We start from the raw sequence: 20,918 nt of genomic DNA on the forward strand, positions 1-20,918 counted from the left end.
GCCGAGGCCGCAGCGACCGCCGCCGCGACTCCCGCGCCACCGCCGGCGGCCCCCGCGCCTGCGGCGCCGGCTCCCGCGGCGGCCGCATCGGCTCCGCCGCCTCCCGCACCCCTGACCCAGCCGGGCCTGGTGGGGGCTGAGACGCTCAACGGCGCCGACACCGCCTGGATGATGACCTCCACCGCGCTGGTGCTGCTCATGACACTTCCGGGCATCGCCCTTTTTTACGGCGGCATGGTGCGCAAGAAAAGCGTGCTCAACGTGATGGCCTGCGTCGTCGCCATTTGTGCCGTCGTCAGCCTCTTGTGGTTCGCCGTGGGGTATTCCATCGCTTTCACGCCCGGCAGCGGTGCCTGGGGCCACTACGTAGGCGGCGCCGAGCGCTTCTGGTTCACCGGGCTGGATTATGTGAAGGACGCGCAGAAGGTCGCGGTCAGCCACGTCGCGCCGAATATCCCGGAATCGGTCTATGCGATGTTCCAGCTGACTTTTGCCATCATCACGGCGGCACTGGTGGTCGGCTCCTTCGTCGAGCGCATGCGCTTTTCGGCGATGCTGATTTTCATGTCGCTGTGGACGGTGATCGTCTACGCGCCTATCGCCCACTGGGTGTGGGAGCCCAACGGCTGGCTGGCCCGCATGGGCGCGCTGGATTTTGCCGGCGGCTCGGTGGTGCACATCAATGCCGGTATCGCCGGTCTGGTCTGCGCCTACGTGCTCGGCCCGCGCCGCGGCTACGGCCGCGAGCCCTTCACGCCCTTCAACCTGGGCCTGACCATGGCCGGCGCCGGCATGCTGTGGGTGGGCTGGTTCGGCTTCAACGCCGGCTCCGCCGTGGCCTCCGACGGTCGGGCCGGCCTGGCCATGGCGGTCACCCATATCGCGGCCGCGGCCGGCGCGCTGTCGTGGATGGCGGCCGAGTGGGCGGTGCGCGGGCGGCCCTCGCTGCTGGGCCTGTGCTCGGGCCTGGTGGCCGGCCTGGTCGCGATCACGCCGGCCGCCGGTTTTGTCTCGCCGCGCGCGGCGCTGGTCTTCGGCGTGGCCGCCGGGCTGGCATGCTACTGGGGCGCCACGGGCCTCAAGCGCCTGCTTGACGCCGACGACTCGCTGGACGTGTTCGGCGTGCACGGGGTGGGCGGCATCGTGGGCTCGCTGCTCACGGGCGTGTTCGCCAGCAAGGCCATCTCCGGCGCGCAAGGCGATGTGCTGACGCAGGCCATAGGCGCGGGTGCCGTCATGCTGTACAGCCTGTTCATGACGGCGCTGGCCCTGTGGATCACCTCGCTGCTTGTCAGCCTGCGCGTCAGCGAGGCCTCGGAAAGCGACGGCCTGGACATCACCCAGCACGCCGAACGGCTCGGCACCTGAGTTGCCGGCACTTCACCCTTTGAAGGACACCACGCCATGCCTTCCAACGAGAAAATCGCCATCGCGGCCCACCTGCACGTGCTGCTGCGCCGCAAGACCGGCCGGGTGACCGACACCGAATGGATGGCCGGCAACCTTGAGTACGCGGCCGAGATCGCGCGTTTTGCGCGTGAGAAGGCGGTCGAGGACGGCCATCCCGACCTGGCGGTCTGGGCCGACAGGCTGGAGGAGATCATGGCCGTGCCCGATCCCAAGCCGCGCATGCCGCTGGTGCAGATGGTGTCGGAGGCCGTGAAGGAGCGCAGCGCCCCCATGGTGGCCCCGCCGCCCCAGCCGGACCGCCAGAGCGCGCGTTCCATAGACACCGAGGAAGAGGTTTACCCGGAATCGGGTTTCATCGAATCGACCTTCGGCGCGATCTTCGGCGAAGAGGGCCATCGCGAACGCAAGCACCGCGACCCGAACGCGCCGCGTTATGTGAAGAGCCTGCGTTAGTTCGCCGGCTGCGTCTCCCGCGCGCGGTTCAGGCTGTGCGCCAGCATGTTGCGGGTGCGCATGCGGATGTTGGCGCCGGCTTCCTCCGCGAAGGCGGCCACATAGGGGTGGCCCGCGTTGTCGGCCAGGATGCTGCGCCGTACCTGCGCCAGGCCGGCATCGCAGACAGCCAGTGCGGTGTCGGCGAGCACGAAGACGGATTGGGTTGTGTCGGTTTTCAGCGGCAGCAGGGCCTGGTCGGCGCAGCGCTGGTAGTCATTGATGGCGGCCGCCACCGGCGCGCGGGCAATCGACAGCGGGTCCTGGCGGGTCCGCGGCGCCGAGCCGCAGGCGGACAGGGCCAGGAGCAGGGCGGCGGCCAGGGGAAAGGACAGGTGCTTCATGCGCCGCATTGTGTCATCGCCGGTTGGACGCAAGCGGGTGCCGCCTGCCTCCGCGGTGCGCCTTTAAGGGTAATCACAGCTAGCCAGTCCCAAGAGCCGCCATTAGCATGCGGACTCTGTATAAGGAGTAACTTATGTTGCGCGATTTGATGGCATTGGCATTCGTATCAGCCGCTGGCCTGCTCGGACCCGGCGCGGCACAGGCACAGGCCCCGGCCCAGCAGTTGGTGCTGGGCATCAGCGAAGGCACCTCGGGCGGCCTGGACCATGCCCAGGTGATCGCCAAATACCAGGGCCTGGCCGAAGTGATAGGCAAAGCCATGAAGGCCAAGGTCAGCGTGGTGTTCGCGCGCGAATTCAAGCAGCTGGAGGAGGGCATGCAGACCGGCCGCTTCGACCTGGTGATGGCCCGTCCCAGCGACTACCCGGCGCGCGGCATGCGCGACTACGGCTACAGCTACATCGCCAGCACCAAACCCGACGGGCAGTGCTTCATCATCGCGCCCAAGGGCTCCGATCTGAAGACCATCGATGACGTCAAGGGCAAGCGTATCGCCCTGCCGGAGCAGATCGCCTACATGTCGCGCTTTTGCGCCGCGGAACTGCGCGACAAGGGCATCCTGGTGGGCAAGGAAAACGTGCAGTTCGTGCGCGAGCAGGCCGCCGTCGGCTTCTACCTGGACAACAAGTTCGCCGACGTGGGCGGCGTGGCCTCTTATTCAGGCATCGCCAAGAAGTGGGAGAAAGACGGCGGCCGCATCCTGCACAAGAGCGTGCCCCAGCCCTACTTCCCGATGGTGGCGCACAAGCGCATCAAGCCCGAGCAGCTCAAGGCCATCCAGGAAGAACTGCTGGCCCTGCCCGCCAGCGACGCCGGCAAGGACGTGCTCAAGCGCATAGGTGTGGAGCAGTTCGACACCACGTCCGAACCGCGCATGCGCGAGTTGCTCAAGTGGCTCAATATCTGAGCCTTTCCTGATTCGGACCGTCATAAAGCCAGCCTGAACCGGGCTGCGCCTACCGGGCGCTGCGGTCGCCTGCGCGCTTCCTTGTGTGCCGCCGCGATCCACCTCGCCTTTTTCGGCTCCTAGGGTTTTCACTGCCCAAAAAGCCGCCCGGTCTCGTTGTAATAGTTATGATTCATAATCATAATTGGCCTCACTGAAAAGATCCCTATGACCCAAAAACACCTGATTCTTGAAATGCGCGGTGACATCGCCGTGATTCGCCTGGCGCGTCCCGCCAAACGCAATGCCCTGGGCGATGCCCTGGTGCTGGCGCTGCGCGACCTGTTTGAGAACCTGCCGTCCGTCGCCAGGGCCGCCGTGATCCACGGCGAGGGCGACCACTTCTGCGCCGGCCTTGACCTCAGCGAGCTGCAGGAGCGCGACGCCAGCCAGGGCCTGCACCATTCGCGCATGTGGCACGCCGCACTGGACCGCCTGCAGTACGGCCCCGTGCCCGTGATCGCCGCGCTGCACGGCGCGGTGGTCGGCGGCGGCCTGGAACTGGCCAGCGCCTGCCACATCCGGGTTGCCGATGAAAGCGCCTTCTACGCCCTGCCCGAAGGCTCGCGCGGCATCTTTGTCGGCGGCGGCGGCGCGGTGCGCATCCCGCGACTGATAGGCACGGCCCGCATGACGGACATGATGCTGACCGGCCGCGTCTACAGCGCGCAGGAAGGCGAACGCATAGGCATGGCGCAATACCTGGTGCCGCAGGGCCAGGCCTTCGAGAAGGCGCTGGAGCTGGCCGGCCAGGTCGCGAAAAATGCGCCGCTGACCAATTACGCCTTGATGCATGCACTGCCGCGTATCGCCGAGCAGCCGGCCGACCAGGGATTCTTCACCGAGGCCCTGATGGCGGCGGTGGCGCAAAGCGCGCCCGAGGCCAAGGACCGCGTCAAGGATTTTCTGAGCGGCAGGGCCGCCAAGGTGAAAAAAGCCTGAGCCCGCCGGCGGGTGCCACCAAGGCCCGGTGAGCAAGAGATGCAAAGCAAAAACAGCAGAGACAAGAGACAACGAACCATCATGAGCGCCCCCAAATTCCGCCCGCTGCGCTTTGGCGTGACCCGTGCCGTGCTGCGCGAAGGCCAGCCCGGCGTCCGCTACCTGCGCGCCGACCAGGCCTTGAAAGACTACCCCGACCGCATCACCGACCGGCTGCGGCATTGGGCGCTTGCCGCGCCCGAGCGCAGCTTCATGGCCCGGCGCGAAAAGCTGGCCGGCGGCATGACCGGCGAATGGCGGCACCTGAGCTACGCCCAGGCCTGGGCGGCGGCGCGCAGCATCGCCCAGGGATTGCTGGACCGCGGCCTCAGTGCCGAGCGGCCCGTGGTGATACTGTCCGAAAACGGCCTCGAGCACGCGCAGCTGGCCCTGGGCTGCCTGGTGGCCGGCGTGCCCTTCGTGCCGGTTTCGCCGCCGTACTCGCTGGTCAGCCAGGACTACGACAAGCTCCGCCATGTGGTCAAGACCGTGACGCCGGGCCTGGTGTTTGCCGCTGATGCGCAGCGTTATGGCAAAGCCATGCAGGCCGTGCTGGAGCCAGGGGTCGAGGTGCTGCTGGCCGACGGGCAGATCGAGGGCCGCGCCAGCACGCGCTTTGCGGACCTGGCCGCGACACCGGCGACGGCCGCGGTGGACCGCGCCATGCAGGCCACCGGCCCGGACACCATCGTGAAGTTCCTGTTCACCAGCGGCTCGACCAAGATGCCCAAGGCGGTGATCAACACCCAGCGCATGTGGTGCGCCAACCAGCAGCAGATGGCGCAGTCCATGCCGGTGCTGCAGGAGGAGCCGCCGGTGCTGGTCGACTGGCTGCCCTGGAACCACACTTTCGGCGGCAACCACAACTTCGGCATGGTGCTGTTCCACGGCGGAACGCTTTACATCGACGACGGAAAACCCACACCCGCGCTGATGCCTGAGACCTTGCGCAACCTGCGCGAGATCGCCCCCACGGTCTACTTCAATGTACCGACCGGCTTTGAGGCCATCGCCAATGCCATGAAAACGGACGCGGAACTGCGGCGCAATCTGCTGTCGCGCGTGAAGATGTTTTTTTATGCCGGCGCCTCGCTCGCCCAGCCGGTCTGGGACAGCCTGTATGAATCCGAGGAAAAGGAAGTGGGCGAGCGCATCGTCATGGCCACTGGCCTGGGCATGACCGAGTCCGGGCCCTTCGCCATCTTCGTGACCAGCCCCGAGGTGAAGGCCGGCGACCTGGGCGTGCCCGCGCCCGGCATCGAACTCAAGCTGGCCGACACGGACGGCAAGACCGAGGTCCGCTACAAGGGCCCCAACATCACGCCCGGCTACTGGCGGGCGCCGCAGGAAACGGCGCAGGCGTTTGATGAGGAAGGCTTTTTCTGCACCGGCGATGCCGTCAAATGGATTGACGAGGGCAACATCCACCTCGGCCTGAAGTTCGACGGACGCATCGCCGAAGACTTCAAGCTCGCCACCGGCACCTTTGTCAGCGTGGGCCCGCTGCGCGCAAAAATCATCGCGGCGGGAGCGCCTTATGTGCAGGACGTGGTCCTCACCGGCATCAACCTCAGGGAAGTCGGCGCGCTGGTGTTTCCGACACCCGCGGTGCGCGCGCTCTCGGGGCTGGCGCCCGAGGCGTCGCTGCGCGAGGTTCTCGAATGCGAGCAGGTGATTGCGCATTTCCAGGTTGTACTGGACACGCTCGCGCAGAACGCCACCGGAAGCGCCAGCTGCATAGGCCGCCTGCTCCTGATGCACGAGCCGCCCTCCTTCGACAAGGGCGAGGTCACCGACAAGGGCTCCATCAACCAGCGCGCCGTGCTCACCCATCGGGCGGCGCTGGTGGCGGCCCTGCACGAGGACGCCGCGCACCCCATCCTCAAACCTGCCGCACGCTAAAAACCACGAAACCCACCACCATGCAACACAAAGGATTTTTCTCCGCCTTCCAGGACGTCTGGATGTTGGACGGCATGCGCACACCCATGGTCGACTATTGCGGCGCCCTGGGCCATGTGTCGCCCACCGACCTCGGCATCAAGGCCGCGCGCGCCGTGCTGCAGCGCGCCGGCGTCAGCCCCGGTGACGTCGACTCGGTGATTGCCGGCAACATGGCGCCGGGCGATTTTGAGCAATTCATGCTGCCGCGCCATATCGGCCTGTACGCCGGCGTGCCGGTGGAAGTGCCCGCCATCATGGTGCAGCGCATCTGCGGCACCGGCTTCGAGCTGTTCCGGCAGGCCGGCGAACAGATCCAGAGCGGTGCCGCCAATGTGGCGCTGGTGGTCGGTGCCGAAAGCATGACGCGCAACCCGATCGCGGCCTTCGAGCATCGCACCGGCTTCAAGCTGGGTGCGCCTGTCGGCTTCAAGGACTTCATGTGGGAGGCCCTCAAGGACTCGGCCGCCGGCATCGACATGATCCAGACCGCCGAAAATCTCGCGAAGAAATACGGCATCACGCGCGAAGCGGTCGACGAATTCGCCTCAAGCTCCTTCGCCAAGGCCGTGGCGGCCCGTGAAGCCGGCTTTCATGCCGGCGAGATCGTGCCGGTGGTCAGCGAGAGATTCGAGCTTCCCGGCTATGCCTCGCGCGGCATCACTTTGCAGGGCAAGATCGCGGAAGTCGCGCAAGACACCCACGCGCGGCCATCACCCGTCGAGGTCCTGGCCAAACTCAGGGCGGTGCATGCCGGTGGCGTGCAGACCGGGGGCAACAGCGCGGCGCTGGTGGACGCGGCCGCTGCCGCCGTGGTGGCCTCAGGCGCCTATGTGAAAGCCCGGGGCGGCAAACCGCTGGCGCGTGTGGTGGCCGCCGCGGTGGTCGGTGTGCCGCCCGAGATCATGGGCATAGGCCCGGCCCCCGCGATTCGCCTGCTGCTCGAGCGCTGCGGCCTCAAGCTGGACCAGATCGGTCGTTTTGAAATCAACGAAGCCCAGGGCGCGCAGACGCTGGCGGTGGCCCGCGAGCTGGACCTGGACCTCGGCAAACTCAACGTCAACGGCGGGGCGATCGCCATGGGCCACCCCCTGGCGGTGACCGGGGTGCGCCTCACGGTCACCGTCGCGCGGGAAATGAAAAAAGCGGGTGTGCGCTACGGCATTGCATCGGCCTGTGTGGGCGGCGGCCAGGGCATTGCCCTGCTGCTGGAGAACCCGGAAGGAGAAGCGACATGAACATCCAGGGACTCGCGGCACTGGTCACCGGTGGCGGCTCGGGGCTGGGCGAAGCCACGGCCCGCGAACTGGCGCGCCTGGGCGCCAAGGTTGCCGTGCTGGACATCAACCTGGCGAACGCCGAAAAGGTTGCCGCCGATATTTGCGCGGCCCACGGCCCGGCCGCCGCGCTGGCCTGCGGCTGCGACATCACCGACAGCGCCAGCGTGCAGGCCGCGCTGGACAAGGCCGCCGCCGCGCACGGCACTGCCCGGATCCTGATGAACATCGCCGGCATAGGTTCGGCCAAACGCATCGTCGCCAAGGACGGCACACCGGCCCCGCTGGAGGACTTTGCCAGGGTGGTCACCATCAACCTGGTCGGCAGCTACAACGTGAGCCGGCTGTTCGCGGCCGCCTGCGCTAGGCTGGCGCCGCTGGAGGACGGCCAGCGCGGCGTCATGATGTTCACCGCCTCGGTCGCCGCCTTCGACGGCCAGGTCGGGCAGCAGGCCTACAGCGCCTCCAAGGCCGGCCTGGCCGGCATGACGCTGCCCATGGCGCGCGACCTGGCGCAATACGGCATCCGTGTCTGCACGGTGGCGCCCGGCTTGTTCGCCACGCCGCTGATGGCGCAGCTGCCCGAAGCGGTCCAGGCGTCGCTGGCCGCCAGCATTCCTTTTCCGCAGCGCCTGGGCAAGCCGCAGGAGTTCGCGCAACTGGCCGCGCACATCGTCAACAACGACCACCTGAACGGCGAAGTCATACGCCTGGACGGTGCACTGCGCATGGCGCCGAGGTGAGCCGCATGGAAAAAATAGTTGTTTATGAAGTGAACGTCGCCTTCGGCGATTGCGACCCCGCGGGCATCGTGTTCTTCCCCAATTTCTCGCGATGGATGGACGCCGCCTCGCTGAACTTTTTCATGGCATGCGGCGTACCGCCCTGGCGGGAACTGGTCAAGACCACCGGCATTGTCGGCACGCCCCTGCTGGAGATCAACACCAAATTCAGCCAGCCCGCCACCTATGGCGAGACCTTGCGCATCCACACCAGTGTGGAGGAGTGGCGGGACAAGGTGTTCATCCAGCGGCACGTGATCCGCCGCGGCGAGGATTTGATCTGCGAAGGGCGGGAAACCCGCGCTTTCTGCATCCGCCACCCCGACAAACCCGACCGCATGAAGGCCATTGCGGTGCCCCAGGATATCCGCCGCCAATGCAGCTGAAGGGACCCTACTGACGCGCCCGGAGATGTCCGGCGCCTCACGGATTTTGCTTTTTCGACCCGTGGACTTAACTACAAGGAGACATCTCATGCAAACACGTCGTCATTTTGTGCAGGGCGCAGCGGCGCTCTCGGCCGCCGCCCTCGCGCCTTTCCCGGCCCTGGCCGCAGCGCTGGAGCAGGTCAAAATCCTCTACGGCTTTCCGGCCGGCAGCGCGGGCGACATCTGCGCGCGCCGGGTGGGCGACCGCCTGGGCGGCACCGCTTATGCCAAAAACAACGGCATTGTGGAGACCAAGACCGGCGCCGGCGGCCGTATCGCGCTGGAGGTGCTCAAAACGTCTCCGGCGGACGGTTCCGTGCTGGCGATGTCGCCGTTTTCCTGCGCGTCGCTGTACCCGCATATCTACAAAAAATTGTCCTACGACCCTTTCGCGGATTTCGTCACGGTGGGCACCGCCTCCATGATCCACCACGGGCTGGCCGTCGGGCCGATGGTGCCGGCCTCGGTCAAGACCGTGCAGGACTTTCTCGCCTGGGCCAAGGCCAACCCCAAGGACGCCAGCTACGGCTCGCCCGCCGCCGGGTCGACGCCGCACTTCATCGGCGCCCTGCTGGGCCTGAACAACCATGTGGAGCTCAAGCACGTGCCCTACCGCGGTTCGGTGCCCGGCGTGACCGATGTGGTCGGCGGCCAGCTCGCCGCGATGGTGACGCCGCACGGCGACTTCATTCCCAACCACAAGGCCGGCAAGCTGCGCATCCTGGCCACCTCGGGCAAGCAGCGCTCGCCCTTTGTGCCCGAGGTGCCGACCTTCGCCGAACAGGGTTTTGCCGACCTCACGGTGGAGGAGTGGTTCGGTTTCTACGCGCCCGCGAAAACACCCGCCAGCACGGTGGCCGCGGCCAACGCCGCCATCAATGCCGCCATCCAGGACAAATCCGTCATCGACTCGCTCACGGTGGTGGGGCTGATCCCCTACGGCGGCACGGCGGACGACATGGCTTACAGCCAGAAGCGCGAGTTCGAGCGCTGGGGCCCGCTGATCAAAAAAGTCGGCTTCACCGCGGAGTCCTGATGTCCCGGCGCCGGGCCGGCCTTGGCGGGCCGGCCCTGTGGCCTTCCGGGCGCGTTGGCATAATCGGGGCTAGCCTGGCCGCCTGCCCGTGCCCGCAGCGTTGCCCGATAACGAAAGCGCCCTGATCCCCTATGCCTGTGTCGTCCAAGTCCGCTCCCGCGGTAGAGGAGGTGGATACCTCCTATCTCGAAACCTTGATGGGCTACAACGCCACGCGCGCTTCCCTCAAGGTCATTGAGTTGTTCAGCAAGCGCATGGCGGTCTACGACCTCAGGCATGTGGATTTTTCGATCCTGTCCCTGATCACGCACAACCCCGGCATCACCTCGCGCCAGCTCTGCGGCGCGCTCAGCATCCTGCCGCCCAACCTCGTCGGGAAAATCGTCACGCTGGAAAAGCGCAAGCTGGTGCACCGCAAGCCGCATCCGCAGGACGGCCGCGCCGTGGGGCTTTACCTCACCGATGCGGGCCAGGCCTTGATGCGCGATGCCGAAGGCACGGCCGTCGACCTTGAAACCGAGGCCACCCAGCGCCTGAGCGCCGCGGAAAAGAAGACGCTGATGCGCCTTCTGCAAAAGATCTACCGCTGAAGTGCGCGGCTTGCGGCCGCGTTTAGACATTGAACAGGCTCTTAGATCCCGGCCTGAATCCAGGCCGCCGCCTTCTCCGCGATCATCAGCGTGGGCGAGTTGGTGTTGCCGCTGGTGATCAGCGGCATCACGCCGGCATCGACCACGCGCAGGCCGCGAATGCCGCGCACCCTGAGGTGCGAGTCGACCACCGCCATGGGGTCACTGTCCGGCCCCTCCGTGCGCCCCATCCTGGTCGTGCCCACCGGGTGGAAGATGGTGGTGGCGATGTCGCCGGCCAGCCGCGTGAGTTCCTCGTCCGTCTGGAACTGCACACCCGGCTTGAACTCCTCGGGCCGGTACTTGGCCAGCGCGCTCTGGCTCACGATGTTGCGCGTCACGCGCAGCGAATCGGCCGCCACCTTGCGGTCTTCGGCCGTGCTCAGGTAGTTGGGCGCAATCGCCGGCGCGTCCTCGAAGCGGCCGCTCTTGATGTGCACCGTGCCGCGGCTGGTCGGGTTCAGGTTGCAGACGCTGGCGGTAAAAGCATTGAAGCCGTGCAGCGGTTCACCGAAGGCGTCCAGCGACAGCGGCTGCACGTGGTACTCGATGTTGGGATAGGGCTGGTCAGGCGAGCTGCGCGTGAACGCGCCCAGCTGCGAGGGCGCCATGCTCATGGGGCCGGTCTGGCGCAGCGCGTATTCCAGCCCGATGCGGGCCTTGCCCCAGAAGGAATTGGCCATGGTGTTGAGCGACAGGCCCCAGCGCTTTCCTCCCGGAAGGCTCTGCACCTTGTAAACCGAGCGGATCTGCAGGTGGTCCTGCAGGTTGGCGCCCACGCCGGGCAGGTCCTGCAGAACGGGAATGCCGTGCTGCTGCAGCAGGGCGGCCGGGCCTATGCCCGAGAGTTGCAGGATCTGCGGCGAGCCTATGCTGCCCGCGCACAGGATGACCTCGCCCATGGGGCCGGAGTCGCGCGTGGCGCGCGCCGTGACCCGCTCGCTGCCGGCCCACACTTCCACGCCGGTGCAGCGCTGGCCTCCGTCCGGCTGCGCCTCTATCACCAGCTTGCACACCTGGGCGTTGTTCCACAGTTCGAAATTGGGGCGCGCGTAGCAGGCGGGCCGCAAAAAAGCCTTGGCGGTGTTCCAGCGCCAGCCGTTTTTCTGGTTGACCTCGAAGTAGCCCACGCCCTCGTTGTCGCCCCGGTTGAAGTCGCCGCTGGCCGGTATGCCGGCCTGCTGCGCCGCTTCGGCAAAGGCGTCCAGGATGTCCCAGCGCAGGCGCTGCTTTTCAACACGCCATTCGCCGCCGGCGTTGCGATGGCGCAGCACCTTCTGGTAGGGCTGGCTCTTGTCCTGCATCAGCTCGGGCGCCGTGCCGCGCGCGCCGTGCATCGCGTCGGCGCCCTTGTGGTGGTCCTCGTGCAGCTTGAAATGCGGCAGGGAATTTTCCCAGCGCCAGGCCATGTCGCCGGTCAGCTGGGCCCACTGGTCGTAGTCGCGCGCCTGGCCGCGCATATAGATCATGCCGTTGATGCTGGAGCAGCCGCCCAGGGTCTTGCCTCGCGGATAGCGCAGCGCCCGGCCGTTGAGCCCGGCGTCGGGCTCGGTGTTGTAAAGCCAGTCGGTGCGCGGGTTGCCTATGCAGTACAGATAGCCCACCGGGATGTGGATCCAGTGGTAATCGTCCTTGCGGCCCGCCTCGATGAGCAGCACGCGCTTGGACGCGTCGGCGCTCAGGCGGTTGGCCAGCAGGCAGCCCGCGGTGCCGGCGCCGATGATGATGTAGTCAAAAACCTGGCTCTCGTCTTGCATGGATGCCTTTGTCTCGTCGTTTTTAGAGGATGTAGCCGGAAAAACCGGGCTGGCCGCGGCGGCCGGAGCGCGCTGCAGGGCCCATGCTGCCAGCCCAGCCTAACGCGGGGCTGACCGCCGCACCCTGGCCGATTGTGGCAAAACCCGGATGGCCGCATGGCGGAGATTACCCGCCGGATGCCATGGCGCGTGGGCTTTGGCCGTCTTCCAGTCACGCTGTAGGACCAGGGCGACAGCGCTGGCGGCGGTGCGGCAGGGGCGTTTTCAGCAGTTACCATGCAACTTTGTGTTTCGTACATTGCAAACTGCCGGCTTGCGCCTGGCCTGATTCATGTTTATGGAAGACTCCACGCCTCGCATTGAACAGCAGGACACGCCGCAAGGCCGGCTGTTTGTCGTGCAGGGTGCGTGGACGGCCGCCGGCCTCACCCGTGAGGCTGTCTGGGATGCGCTGACGGCGCAGCTCAAGGGGCTGGGTGATACCTCCGGTTCCCCGGCTGGCTGGAGCCTGGAGCAGATCGGCAAGCTCGACCACCTGGGCGCGCAGGTGCTGTGGAACCACTGGGGCCGCAGCTGGCCGGCGCAGCTGCAGGCCGAACCCAGCCAGCGCGCGGTGCTGGAAACCGTCGCCAAATTCAGCGCCGACCCGCCCAAACCCCGCAAGCCCGATTGGACCGAACCCTTTATCCTGCTGGGGACGCGGGTACTGCGGCTGCTGGACCATCTCAAGGGCCTGGTGCGCCTGATCGGGCAGCTGCTGCTGGACATCATCCACCTGGTGCGGCGTCCACAGGACGGCCCCTGGCGCGACCTGTCGGGCCATTTGTTCCACATAGGCGCCACCGCCTTGCCCATCACCGCGCTGGTGGGCTTTCTGATCGGTGTGGTGCTGGCCTACCTGATTTCGCAGCAGCTGCGCCAGTTCGGCGCCGACGCCTTTATCGTCAACATCCTGGGCATCTCGCTGATCCGCGAACTCGGGCCGGTGCTGGCCGCCATCCTGATCGCCGGGCGCAGCGGCTCGGCCATCACCGCGCAGATCGGCGTGATGCGCGTCACCGAGGAGCTCGACGCCATGCGCGTCATGGGCATCGCGCGCGGTTTTCGCCTCGTCATGCCGCGCGCGCTGGCGCTGGCCGTGGTGATGCCGCTGATCAGCGTCTGGACCACCATCGCCGCCTTGCTGGGCGGCATGCTCGCCGCCGACATTTCCATGGACGTCACGCCGTCCTACTTCATCAACTCGCTGCCGGCCGCGGTGGACGTGGCCAACCTCACGCTGGCGACGTCCAAGTCGGTGGTCTTCGGCGTGCTGATCGCACTGGTCGGTTGCCATTACGGCCTGCGCGTCAAGCCCAACACCGAAAGCCTGGGGCAGGGGACCACGGCGTCGGTGGTGACCTCGATCACCGTCGTGATCCTTGTTGACGCATTGTTTGCGGTTCTGTTCAAGAGTGTCGGCATATGAGCGACCCCATCGTCGACATCAAAAAACTCTGGACCGTGTTTCCCAACGGCGAGAAGAAGGCTGTGGTGCACAAGGACCTGGACCTGGTCGTGGAGCGCGGCGAGGTGTTGTCCCTGGTCGGCGGCTCTGGCACCGGGAAGACGGTGCTGCTGCGCCAGATGTTGGGGCTGGAGAAACCAACCCAGGGCGAGATCACCGTGCTGGGCAGGCCGGCGGCCGAGCTCGGCAAGCAGGGCGCGGCCAGCCGCGTCGGCATGTTGTTCCAGCAGGGCGCGCTGTTCTCGGCCTTCACCGTGCTGGAGAACATCGCCTTTCCGCTGCGTGAACTCAAGACCCTGCCGCGTGCGCTGGTCTACGAGGCGGCCATGGTCAAGCTGCAGATGGTGGGGCTTGGGCCCGATGCGGCCGACAAGATGCCCAGCGACCTCTCGGGCGGCATGATCAAGCGCGTGGCCCTGGCGCGCGCCCTGATCATGGACCCGCCGCTGCTGCTGCTGGACGAGCCCACGGCCGGGCTGGATCCGGAAAGCTCAGACAGCTTTGTCTCGCTGCTGCGCTCGCTGCACCGCGATATGGAGCTCACGGTGGTGATGGTGACGCACGACCTGGACACGCTGTTCGAGCTCAGCACCCGCATCGCGGTACTGGCCGAGCACAAGGTCATCGTCAACGATGTGCCCAAGGAAGTGGTGGCTTTCCCGCACCCCTTTATTCACGAATTTTTCCTCGGGGAAAGGGGGCAACGCGCAATGGAGCTATTACGCGAATACCCTTTTACAGTCTAGAAAGGCTTCGATATGGAAAACAAAGCCCATGCCATGGCCGCCGGTGCGTTTGTGCTGGTGGTCACCGCCTTGCTGGCCCTGCTGGCCGTCTGGCTCACGCGCGACAACACCCAGCGCGACCTCTACGACATGAGCACCAGCGAGACCGTCTCCGGCCTGCAGCCGCAGGCGGCGGTGCGCTTTCGCGGTGTGCCGGTGGGAAAAATCGAGCTCATAGGCTTTGACGAGAAGGTCAAGGGCAATGTGTTGATCCGCGTCTCCATAGACCGCAGCGCACCCGTCACCAAGTCCACTTTCGCGACTGTCGCCTCGCAGGGTGTCACCGGGCTGGGTTTTATCCAGCTCGACGACGACGGGAAGTCGGCCGAGCGCCTGGCCGTCAACGACGACGACCCGCCGCGCATTCCGCTCAAACCCGGCGGCCTGGACAAGCTGCTCAAACAAGGTGAGGTGATCTTCAACCAGGTTGAGGAAGCCAGCACGCGGCTGAACAAGCTGCTGTCGGACGAAAACCAGCAGGCCATGACCGCGGCCGTCAAGCAGCTCGGCAACGCGGCCGGCAGCATGGACCGGGTTGCCAAAGGGCTGGAGCCCACGGTGGCATCCCTGCCGGCCCTGTCGCGCGACACCACGGCCACGCTGAAGTCCGTCAAGACGGCCGCGGACGACATCAGCGCGACCGCCACCCGTCTCAATGAAAAGGGTGGGCCGCTGGACAAGCTCTCAGAAGGCGGCACCGCGCTGGCCGCGGGCGTGGAGACCTTCAGCACCGCAACACTGCCCAAGCTCGGCGAGGTTGCCGACGAGACCGCGCGCGCCATGCGCCAGATGCGCCGCACCGTGAGTGCCGTCGACGACAACCCGCAGTCGCTGATCTTCGGCAACGGCCCGCCTGTGCCCGGCCCCGGTGAACCCGGTTTTTCCGCCTCTGGAGTGAAAAAATGACGTCCACTTTTTCCAAACGCCCTTCGTCGGCCGCTGGCTTGCTGTGCACGCTGCTCGCCGCCCTGGCGCTGGCCGGCTGTTCGGGTTTGCCCGACAAGCCCACGCGCGCCACCATGTACGATTTCGGCCCGGGCCCGACCGCCGCCGTGCCCACCACGCGCCAGGCACCGCTGCCGCCGGTGGCCTTGGACGACATCTCCACCCCGGGTGGCGCGCTGGACAACATGGCGGTGCTGTACCGCCTGGGCTATGCCGATTCGCAGCAGCTGCGCCCTTATTCGCAGGCGCGCTGGAGCATGCCGCCCGCGCAGCTGGTGCGCCAGCGTGTGCGCGAGCAGCTGGGCCAGCGCCGTGCCGTGTTCAACGCCGGGGCCAGCGTGGCGCTGAACCGCAGCCAGAACGCGGTGCTGCCGCTGCTGCTGCGCCTGGACCTTGAAGAATTCAGCCATCTGTTCAGCTCACCCACGGACAGCGTTGGCCTGATCCGCCTGCGCGCCACGCTGCTGGAGGTCACGCCGGCCGGCGAAAAGCTGGTCGGCCAGCGCAACATCATCGTGCAGCGGCCCGCGCCCAGCGGCGACGCGCCCGGTGGCGTCCAGGCCCTGACGGCCGCCACCGACGCGGCCATCGCCGAGATCGACCAATGGCTGCAGCAAACCCCCGCGCGCTGAGGCGCACCAGGCCATGAAAACGCTGCAAGAACAGCTGGACGCCGCCGGGCTGCAGGTCTTCGGCTGCTGCGAACGCCTGAGCGCCTACGGGCCGGACCTGCTGCAGACCTCACAGCTGTTGCAGGACTTCACGCCCGCCGAAGCCGACATCCTGGGCGCGTCCATGCTGCTGGTACGCGCCGAGCCGGGCCAGGTGATGATCCGCGAAGGCGAAGCCGGCGATTGGATGATGCTGGTTCTCAAGGGCACGGTGGACGTGACCAAGCGCCTGGAGTTGCCGGCTGATGCCGATGCCGGCGTTGAAGCTGCGGTGTCGCGCGTGGCGGTGGTGCGCGGCGGCGCGGCGGTGGGCGACATGTCCATGCTCGACAGCGAACCGCGCTATGCCACCTGCACCGCCATCGAAGCGGTGGAAGCCGGCGTCTGGGGCCGCCACGAAATCGCCCTGCTGATCCGCGACCACCCCGGCGTGGGGGCCAAGCTGCTGGTCAAGATCACCCAGATGATGGCGCAGCGCTTGCGCAATACCAGCAACCAGCTGGTGAAACTCCTCCGCAAAAAAGCCATGGCCACCGCCGAAGCCGCCGGGACACCGGCGCGCTGAAGCGCCCACGCTCGTTCACTTCACCCTCGCTTCACACAGGCCGCCTGGCCTCATGCTGCCTTCACGCGCGGTTTGCACACTGCCTTTCGTTGTTAATCACGAAAGGATGTCATGAAACAGAAAGTCGCCGCACTCGCGCTGGTGATCGTGCTGCTGGTCGTCGCGTTGATGAAAATCAGCGACGTGGTGCACGACCGCCAGAACTACCGCCAGATCGCCATCCAGAGCATCGCCCAGAGCCTGGCCGGCTCGCAGACGCTGACCGGTCCGCTGATCCACCGGGCCTGCACCGAAGAATGGGACACCACCAATGCCAGCAAGGAGGTGCGCAGCGAGCGCCGTGAATTCGTGCTGGCCGCGGCACCGGCCTCGCTCACGCTTCAGGGGACCAGCAAGCTGGAGCCGCGCGCACGCGGCCTGCATGCAACACAGGCGTTCAACCTCAAAGCCAGCCTGGTGGCCGAGTGGACGGACCTGGAGGCGCTCAAGCCCGTACCGGAACACACCGGCTCGCGTATGAACTGCGGCCAGCCGCTGCTCATGATGGCGGTGTCCGACGCGCGCGGCATACGCCATGCCAGTGTGAAGATCGGCGAGCAATTACTGGCGCTCAAGCCGGGCACTTTCTACGGCAACTATCCGCGCGGCGTGCATGCGCCGCTGTCGCCGGCCTTGCTGCAGGCCGTGCCGCTGCAGGCGCAGCTGGAGCTGGAACTGGTGGGCACCGAGAGCATTTCGGTGGTGCCGCTGGGCGGCGACACCCGGGTGCAGCTCAGCTCCAACTGGCCGCATCCCAGCTTCAGCGGGCAGTTCCTGCCGGTGGACCGCAAGGTCACGCCCGAGGGTTTTGAGGCCAGCTGGCGCGTCAGCTCGCTGGCCAGCACGGCGCAGCAGGATGTGACCCAGCGGGACGCGGCCAAACGCAGGGGCACCTGCCCGCCCTATGAGAGTTCGGTCAACAGCTCCTGCGTGGAAACCCTCAGCGTGACCTTTGTCGACCCCTCCAACACCTACGCGCTCAGCGACCGGGCCACCAAATACGGCCTGCTGTTCATAGGCCTGACCTTTCTGGCGGTGGGCATGTTCGAGTTCATGAAATCGCTGCGCGTGCATCCCATCCAGTACCTGCTGGTGGGCGCGGCGATGAGCATGTTTTTCCTGCTGCTGGTCAGCCTGTCGGAGCACATGCCGTTTGAAGGCGCTTACGCGATTGCCTCGGCTGCCTGCGTGGTTCTGATGACCTACTACGCCAGCCACATGCTGGGCCACTGGTCGCGCGGCCTGCCTTTCGGCCTGGGCATCGTCACGCTGTACGGCATGCTGTTCGTGCTGCTGCGCATGGAGCAGACGGCCCTGCTGCTGGGCGCTGTGGCCCTGTTCGCGGTGCTGGCCGCCGTGATGATGCTGACGCGCCGTGTTGACTGGTATGCGCGCTTCAAGCAGCCCGAGTCCGTGAAGGCGGCAGGCTGATGGGCGCGGCCCGCCTAGAAGTGCAGCTCGACCCGCAAGCCGGGCTGGGTGTTGCGTACCACCATGCGGCCGCCATGCAGCAGCATGATCTGCCGCACGATGGCCAGCCCCAGGCCCGAGCCTTTGGTATGGCCGTCGGGGCGCACGGTCGAGAAAAAGCGTTCGCCCAGCCGGGGCAGGGCGTAGTCGGCCACGCCGGGACCGCTGTCCTGCACAGCGATGCGGTCCGGTCCTGCCTCCAGCGTGATGGTCGAGCCCTGGGGCGCGAACGAGCGCGCGTTTTCCATCAGGTTGCTCAGCGCCAGGCCCAGCAGGCCGGGCTCCGCATGCACGTCGGCATGTTCCGGGCTGATTACGACTTTGACCGCATGCTGGGCCCGGCCGCCTGCCGCCACCTCAAAAGGCTGGAGAACGCCGGCCCAAAGAAGGCGCTCGCGCTCTACCTTTGCATGGCGCTGCTCCAGCTTCGTCAGCTCGAGCATGCGGTCCACCAGCGCCTGCATGCGGCCGGACTGGGCCAGTACCTGCCCCGAAAACTCGCGGCGCGCGTCTTCGGGGAGCTCGTCCTGCAGCAGCTCGCCCGCGCCACGGATGGCGGCGAGCGGGCTTTTGAGCTCGTGCGTCAGGGCGCGCACGTAATCTTCTATGTACTCGTGGCCCTCGAGCTTCAGGCGCATGGCATCGACTGCCATGGCCAGCTCGCCAAGCTCACCCGGTATTTGCGGAACCGCGGGTTTTTCGCCCTGGCCGACGGCGTTGGCATAGCGGCGCAGCTTGCGAATGCTCCACACCACCCACAGCGTCACCGCCACCCCGATGGCCAGCGACAGCACCAGCAGCAGCGCGCCGCTTAGCAGGATCTTGCGCTCGGCCCGGTCTATAAAGGCCTGTATGGTGGACATGGGCTTGGCGACGGTCAGCACGCCGATGATTTTTCCGTCACGCTGCACCGGCGCGGCCACGTACATCACCGAGCTGCGGTCGTCCTGCTGCACTTCGCGGGTGGCGCGCGCGCCGTATTCGCCGCGCAGGGTCAGGGCGACGTCGCGCCAGCGCGAATAATCCTGGCCGGTCGCCGCGTTCTCCGAGTCAAACACCACTTTGCCGCCGGCGTCGGTGACGTAGACGCGAAAATCCAGCGACTGTTTGGCCAGGCCCCAGATTTTCGCGTCTATGGGGCGCCTGGCGTAGTTGCGAACATGGCCGGCAAAGCGGCCGTCCGCGATGGCCCCGGCCGCCAGGTCGTCACCGGCCAGCTCGGCCAGAATGTTGGCCGTGTCCACCATCATGTCTTCCATGACCTCGCGCACGCTGGGCTTGACCTCGGCCATAAAGACGCGCAGCGTGAAAAGCGCCGCCAGCCCGGTGACCAGGAAAAAACCAAACAGCAGGCGTATGCCCAGGCGCACGTCAGCCGCCTTTGCCGCGGGCTATGTCCAGGGAGTAGCCCATGCCTCGGTGGGTCACGATGTAGTCGTGTTCCGGCGCCAGTTCCTGCAGCTTGGCGCGCAGGGTCTTGATGTGGGTGTCCACGGTGCGGTCGGTGCTGTCCGTGCCGGCTCCCCAGGCGGCATTCAGCAGTTCGTCGCGCGAACGTATGCGGCCACGGTGGCGCAGCAAATCGGCCAGCAGGCCGAACTCGCGGCGCGTCAGGTTGAGCGGGCGGCCGTTCAGGCTCACGCGCTGGCCCGCGGTGTCGATCTCGAAAGGGCTGGCCGCCGCCGCTGGTGCGGGGGCCGGCATGCGCGCGCGCCGCAGCAGGCTGCGCACCCGCGCCAGCAGCTCGCGCGGGCTGAAGGGCTTGCTGACGTAGTCGTCGGCGCCCAGCTCCAGGCCCAGCACGCGGTCGATTTCCTCGCCCTGGGCGCTGAGCATCAGCACCGGCAGGCTGCCGGCGGCGCGCAGTTCGCGGCACAGGTCCAGGCCGCTGCCGTCAGGCAGGCCGACGTCCAGGATCACGGCATCGGGCGCTTGCCGGCTGATCTGGGCGCGTGCGTCGCCCAGCAGCAGGCTGTGGGTCACAGTGAGGCCGTCGCGCTCCAGCGTGTAGATGATGGAGCGGGCAATCGCCGGGTCGTCTTCCACCAGCAAGATGCGCGCACCGGCCATCTGTATTCAGGTGCGAAGGATGGGGAACAGCTTGCCCAGGCCGTCGGCCATCACCTCGACCGACAGCGCGGCCAGGATCAGGCCCATCAGCCGCGTCATGACGTTGATGCCGGTTTTGCCCAGCACGCGGGCAATCGGCTCGGCCAGTGAAAAGCAGATGGCGGTGGCCAGGGCAATCACGATGCCGTAACCGACCAGCATGGACAGCTGCAGGGCCGTCTTGGCCTTTTCGGCGTAAATCACGACGGTGGACATGGTGGCCGGCCCGGTCAGCAGCGGAATGGTCAGCGGCACCACGGCGATGCTGGCGCCGCGCGCGGCCTTGGCCGCACCGTCTTCCATTTCATTGGTCTGCGGCTTGGCTTCGGCCGGCTGGGCGTTCAGCATGTTCATGGAGCTGATCAGCAGCAGCATGCCGCCGCCGACCTGGAAGCTCGCCAGCGAGATGCTGAAGAAGTCGAGGATCTGCAGGCCCAGCAGCGCGCTGACGGCGATCACGACAAAGGCGGTGAAGGACGCGACCAGCACGGTGCGGCGGCGCTGCTCGTCGGAAAAGTCCTGTGTGTAGTGGATGAAAAACGGCACGATGGCCAGCGGGTTGACGATGGCCAGCAGCGTGACGAGCGGTTTGAAATCCATCGTTCTTCCTTAAAGACAACTCAAGAGGCAGACGCAAAAGTAGCTGCCTTGCACATTCCAGCAGGGGCCGCGGAACCGGCTTTGCCGGGTCGCAGGCGCAGCGCCCCCTCGGGGGGCAGAGAGCTACACGCAGTGAGCGAACG

21 protein-coding genes are annotated in these 20,918 nt (G+C 66.7%); 16 read left to right on the forward strand and 5 right to left on the reverse strand.

Translation table 11 applies throughout. The features are described 5' to 3' along the window. Positions 1–111 precede the first annotated feature (111 nt). The gene (locus PMI15_RS17435; RefSeq protein WP_036839690.1) at positions 112–1,368 is read left to right on the forward strand and encodes an ammonium transporter; all 1,257 of its coding nucleotides are present in this window, start codon (positions 112–114) and stop codon (positions 1,366–1,368) included. Between the two features lie 36 nt (positions 1,369–1,404). Further along, on the forward strand, positions 1,405–1,863 hold the full coding sequence (locus PMI15_RS25535) for a hypothetical protein (protein WP_007871979.1): 459 nt from the start codon (positions 1,405–1,407) through the stop codon (positions 1,861–1,863). Here PMI15_RS25535 and PMI15_RS17445 read toward each other — a convergent pair. Continuing rightward, positions 1,860–2,246, reverse strand: a complete 387-nt coding sequence (locus PMI15_RS17445; RefSeq protein WP_036839686.1) for a hypothetical protein — start codon at positions 2,244–2,246, stop codon at positions 1,860–1,862. The genes PMI15_RS25535 and PMI15_RS17445 overlap by 4 nt on opposite strands. A gap of 134 nt (positions 2,247–2,380) precedes the next feature. Here PMI15_RS17445 and PMI15_RS17450 point away from each other — a divergent pair, with 134 nt between their 5' ends. From PMI15_RS17450 to PMI15_RS17485, 8 genes are all read left to right on the forward strand, one after another. After that, complete coding sequence (locus PMI15_RS17450; RefSeq protein ID WP_007871987.1) at positions 2,381–3,214, forward strand: phosphate/phosphite/phosphonate ABC transporter substrate-binding protein; 834 nt, start codon at positions 2,381–2,383, stop codon at positions 3,212–3,214. 207 nt (positions 3,215–3,421) lie between these two features. Beyond that, the gene (locus tag PMI15_RS17455; RefSeq protein ID WP_007871990.1) at positions 3,422–4,195 is read left to right on the forward strand and encodes a crotonase/enoyl-CoA hydratase family protein; all 774 of its coding nucleotides are present in this window, start codon (positions 3,422–3,424) and stop codon (positions 4,193–4,195) included. A gap of 81 nt (positions 4,196–4,276) precedes the next feature. Continuing rightward, positions 4,277–6,136 (forward strand): feruloyl-CoA synthase, encoded by a 1,860-nt coding sequence (locus PMI15_RS17460; protein WP_007871992.1) that lies wholly within the window; start codon positions 4,277–4,279, stop codon positions 6,134–6,136. 20 nt (positions 6,137–6,156) lie between these two features. After that, positions 6,157–7,413 (forward strand): thiolase family protein, encoded by a 1,257-nt coding sequence (locus PMI15_RS17465; protein ID WP_007871995.1) that lies wholly within the window; start codon positions 6,157–6,159, stop codon positions 7,411–7,413. Then, positions 7,410–8,195, forward strand: coding sequence for an SDR family NAD(P)-dependent oxidoreductase (locus tag PMI15_RS17470; RefSeq protein ID WP_007871998.1), 786 nt, complete (start codon positions 7,410–7,412; stop codon positions 8,193–8,195). The genes PMI15_RS17465 and PMI15_RS17470 overlap by 4 nt, the downstream gene beginning before the upstream one ends. A 5-nt stretch (positions 8,196–8,200) precedes the next feature. Beyond that, on the forward strand, positions 8,201–8,620 hold the full coding sequence (locus PMI15_RS17475) for a thioesterase family protein (RefSeq protein ID WP_007872000.1): 420 nt from the start codon (positions 8,201–8,203) through the stop codon (positions 8,618–8,620). Between the two features lie 88 nt (positions 8,621–8,708). Continuing rightward, positions 8,709–9,698 (forward strand): Bug family tripartite tricarboxylate transporter substrate binding protein, encoded by a 990-nt coding sequence (locus tag PMI15_RS17480; RefSeq protein WP_007872002.1) that lies wholly within the window; start codon positions 8,709–8,711, stop codon positions 9,696–9,698. Positions 9,699–9,829: 131 nt separating this feature from the next. Then, positions 9,830–10,288, forward strand: coding sequence for a MarR family winged helix-turn-helix transcriptional regulator (locus tag PMI15_RS17485; RefSeq protein ID WP_007872005.1), 459 nt, complete (start codon positions 9,830–9,832; stop codon positions 10,286–10,288). Positions 10,289–10,329: 41 nt separating this feature from the next. Here PMI15_RS17485 and PMI15_RS17490 read toward each other — a convergent pair whose 3' ends face one another. Next, positions 10,330–12,084: a GMC family oxidoreductase gene (locus tag PMI15_RS17490; RefSeq protein WP_007872008.1), complete on the reverse strand. Its 1,755-nt coding sequence runs from the start codon at positions 12,082–12,084 to the stop codon at positions 10,330–10,332. Positions 12,085–12,421: 337 nt separating this feature from the next. On the opposite strand from PMI15_RS17490, the gene PMI15_RS17495 reads away from it, so the two are divergent. The 6 genes from PMI15_RS17495 (at position 12,422) to creD (ending at position 18,027) form a co-directional block, all read left to right on the forward strand. Next, on the forward strand, positions 12,422–13,552 hold the full coding sequence (locus tag PMI15_RS17495) for an ABC transporter permease (protein WP_036839697.1): 1,131 nt from the start codon (positions 12,422–12,424) through the stop codon (positions 13,550–13,552). Then, positions 13,549–14,337: an ABC transporter ATP-binding protein gene (locus tag PMI15_RS17500; protein WP_007872014.1), complete on the forward strand. Its 789-nt coding sequence runs from the start codon at positions 13,549–13,551 to the stop codon at positions 14,335–14,337. The genes PMI15_RS17495 and PMI15_RS17500 overlap by 4 nt, the downstream gene beginning before the upstream one ends. A 12-nt stretch (positions 14,338–14,349) precedes the next feature. Then, positions 14,350–15,282, forward strand: a complete 933-nt coding sequence (locus PMI15_RS17505; protein ID WP_007872019.1) for an MlaD family protein — start codon at positions 14,350–14,352, stop codon at positions 15,280–15,282. Continuing rightward, positions 15,279–15,953 (forward strand): ABC-type transport auxiliary lipoprotein family protein, encoded by a 675-nt coding sequence (locus PMI15_RS17510; protein WP_007872022.1) that lies wholly within the window; start codon positions 15,279–15,281, stop codon positions 15,951–15,953. The genes PMI15_RS17505 and PMI15_RS17510 overlap by 4 nt, the downstream gene beginning before the upstream one ends. Before the next feature lie 13 nt (positions 15,954–15,966). Next, positions 15,967–16,557 (forward strand): Crp/Fnr family transcriptional regulator, encoded by a 591-nt coding sequence (locus PMI15_RS17515; RefSeq protein ID WP_007872024.1) that lies wholly within the window; start codon positions 15,967–15,969, stop codon positions 16,555–16,557. Positions 16,558–16,668: 111 nt separating this feature from the next. Then, the gene (gene creD / locus PMI15_RS17520; RefSeq protein ID WP_007872028.1) at positions 16,669–18,027 is read left to right on the forward strand and encodes a cell envelope integrity protein CreD; all 1,359 of its coding nucleotides are present in this window, start codon (positions 16,669–16,671) and stop codon (positions 18,025–18,027) included. A 14-nt stretch (positions 18,028–18,041) separates the two neighbouring features. Here creD and creC read toward each other — a convergent pair whose 3' ends face one another. From creC to PMI15_RS17535, 3 genes are read right to left on the reverse strand one after another with little or no spacing between them, the layout of a single operon-like run. Beyond that, the gene (creC, locus tag PMI15_RS17525; RefSeq protein ID WP_007872031.1) at positions 18,042–19,436 is read right to left on the reverse strand and encodes a two-component system sensor histidine kinase CreC; all 1,395 of its coding nucleotides are present in this window, start codon (positions 19,434–19,436) and stop codon (positions 18,042–18,044) included. A 1-nt stretch (position 19,437) separates the two neighbouring features. Continuing rightward, positions 19,438–20,136, reverse strand: a complete 699-nt coding sequence (creB, locus tag PMI15_RS17530; RefSeq protein WP_007872034.1) for a two-component system response regulator CreB — start codon at positions 20,134–20,136, stop codon at positions 19,438–19,440. Between the two features lie 6 nt (positions 20,137–20,142). Further along, a complete protein-coding gene (locus tag PMI15_RS17535) occupies positions 20,143–20,775 on the reverse strand; it encodes a MarC family protein (RefSeq protein ID WP_007872037.1) in 633 nt (210 codons plus the stop codon). Between the last annotated feature and the right edge of the window lie 143 nt (positions 20,776–20,918).

Source organism: Polaromonas sp. CF318 (genome assembly GCF_000282655.1).
GTDB lineage: Bacteria > Pseudomonadota > Gammaproteobacteria > Burkholderiales > Burkholderiaceae_C > Polaromonas.

Excerpts from the sequence above, each read along its gene's own strand:
- PMI15_RS17460 (WP_007871992.1), top strand. The coding sequence starts at position 4,277 with ATGAGCGCCCCCAAATTCCGCCCGCTGCGCTTTGGCGTGACCCGTGCC.
- creB (WP_007872034.1), bottom strand. The coding sequence starts at position 20,136 with ATGGCCGGTGCGCGCATCTTGCTGGTGGAAGACGACCCGGCGATTGCC.
- PMI15_RS17515 (WP_007872024.1), top strand. The coding sequence starts at position 15,967 with ATGAAAACGCTGCAAGAACAGCTGGACGCCGCCGGGCTGCAGGTCTTC.
- PMI15_RS17480 (WP_007872002.1), top strand. The coding sequence starts at position 8,709 with ATGCAAACACGTCGTCATTTTGTGCAGGGCGCAGCGGCGCTCTCGGCC.
- PMI15_RS17510 (WP_007872022.1), top strand. The coding sequence starts at position 15,279 with ATGACGTCCACTTTTTCCAAACGCCCTTCGTCGGCCGCTGGCTTGCTG.
- PMI15_RS17470 (WP_007871998.1), top strand. The coding sequence starts at position 7,410 with ATGAACATCCAGGGACTCGCGGCACTGGTCACCGGTGGCGGCTCGGGG.
- PMI15_RS17455 (WP_007871990.1), top strand. The coding sequence starts at position 3,422 with ATGACCCAAAAACACCTGATTCTTGAAATGCGCGGTGACATCGCCGTG.
- PMI15_RS17450 (WP_007871987.1), top strand. The coding sequence starts at position 2,381 with ATGTTGCGCGATTTGATGGCATTGGCATTCGTATCAGCCGCTGGCCTG.
- PMI15_RS17505 (WP_007872019.1), top strand. The coding sequence starts at position 14,350 with ATGGAAAACAAAGCCCATGCCATGGCCGCCGGTGCGTTTGTGCTGGTG.
- PMI15_RS17445 (WP_036839686.1), bottom strand. The coding sequence starts at position 2,246 with ATGAAGCACCTGTCCTTTCCCCTGGCCGCCGCCCTGCTCCTGGCCCTG.
- PMI15_RS17475 (WP_007872000.1), top strand. The coding sequence starts at position 8,201 with ATGGAAAAAATAGTTGTTTATGAAGTGAACGTCGCCTTCGGCGATTGC.
- PMI15_RS17500 (WP_007872014.1), top strand. The coding sequence starts at position 13,549 with ATGAGCGACCCCATCGTCGACATCAAAAAACTCTGGACCGTGTTTCCC.
- PMI15_RS17485 (WP_007872005.1), top strand. The coding sequence starts at position 9,830 with ATGCCTGTGTCGTCCAAGTCCGCTCCCGCGGTAGAGGAGGTGGATACC.
- PMI15_RS25535 (WP_007871979.1), top strand. The coding sequence starts at position 1,405 with ATGCCTTCCAACGAGAAAATCGCCATCGCGGCCCACCTGCACGTGCTG.
- creD (WP_007872028.1), top strand. The coding sequence starts at position 16,669 with ATGAAACAGAAAGTCGCCGCACTCGCGCTGGTGATCGTGCTGCTGGTC.
- PMI15_RS17535 (WP_007872037.1), bottom strand. The coding sequence starts at position 20,775 with ATGGATTTCAAACCGCTCGTCACGCTGCTGGCCATCGTCAACCCGCTG.
- PMI15_RS17465 (WP_007871995.1), top strand. The coding sequence starts at position 6,157 with ATGCAACACAAAGGATTTTTCTCCGCCTTCCAGGACGTCTGGATGTTG.
- PMI15_RS17495 (WP_036839697.1), top strand. The coding sequence starts at position 12,422 with ATGGAAGACTCCACGCCTCGCATTGAACAGCAGGACACGCCGCAAGGC.
- PMI15_RS17490 (WP_007872008.1), bottom strand. The coding sequence starts at position 12,084 with ATGCAAGACGAGAGCCAGGTTTTTGACTACATCATCATCGGCGCCGGC.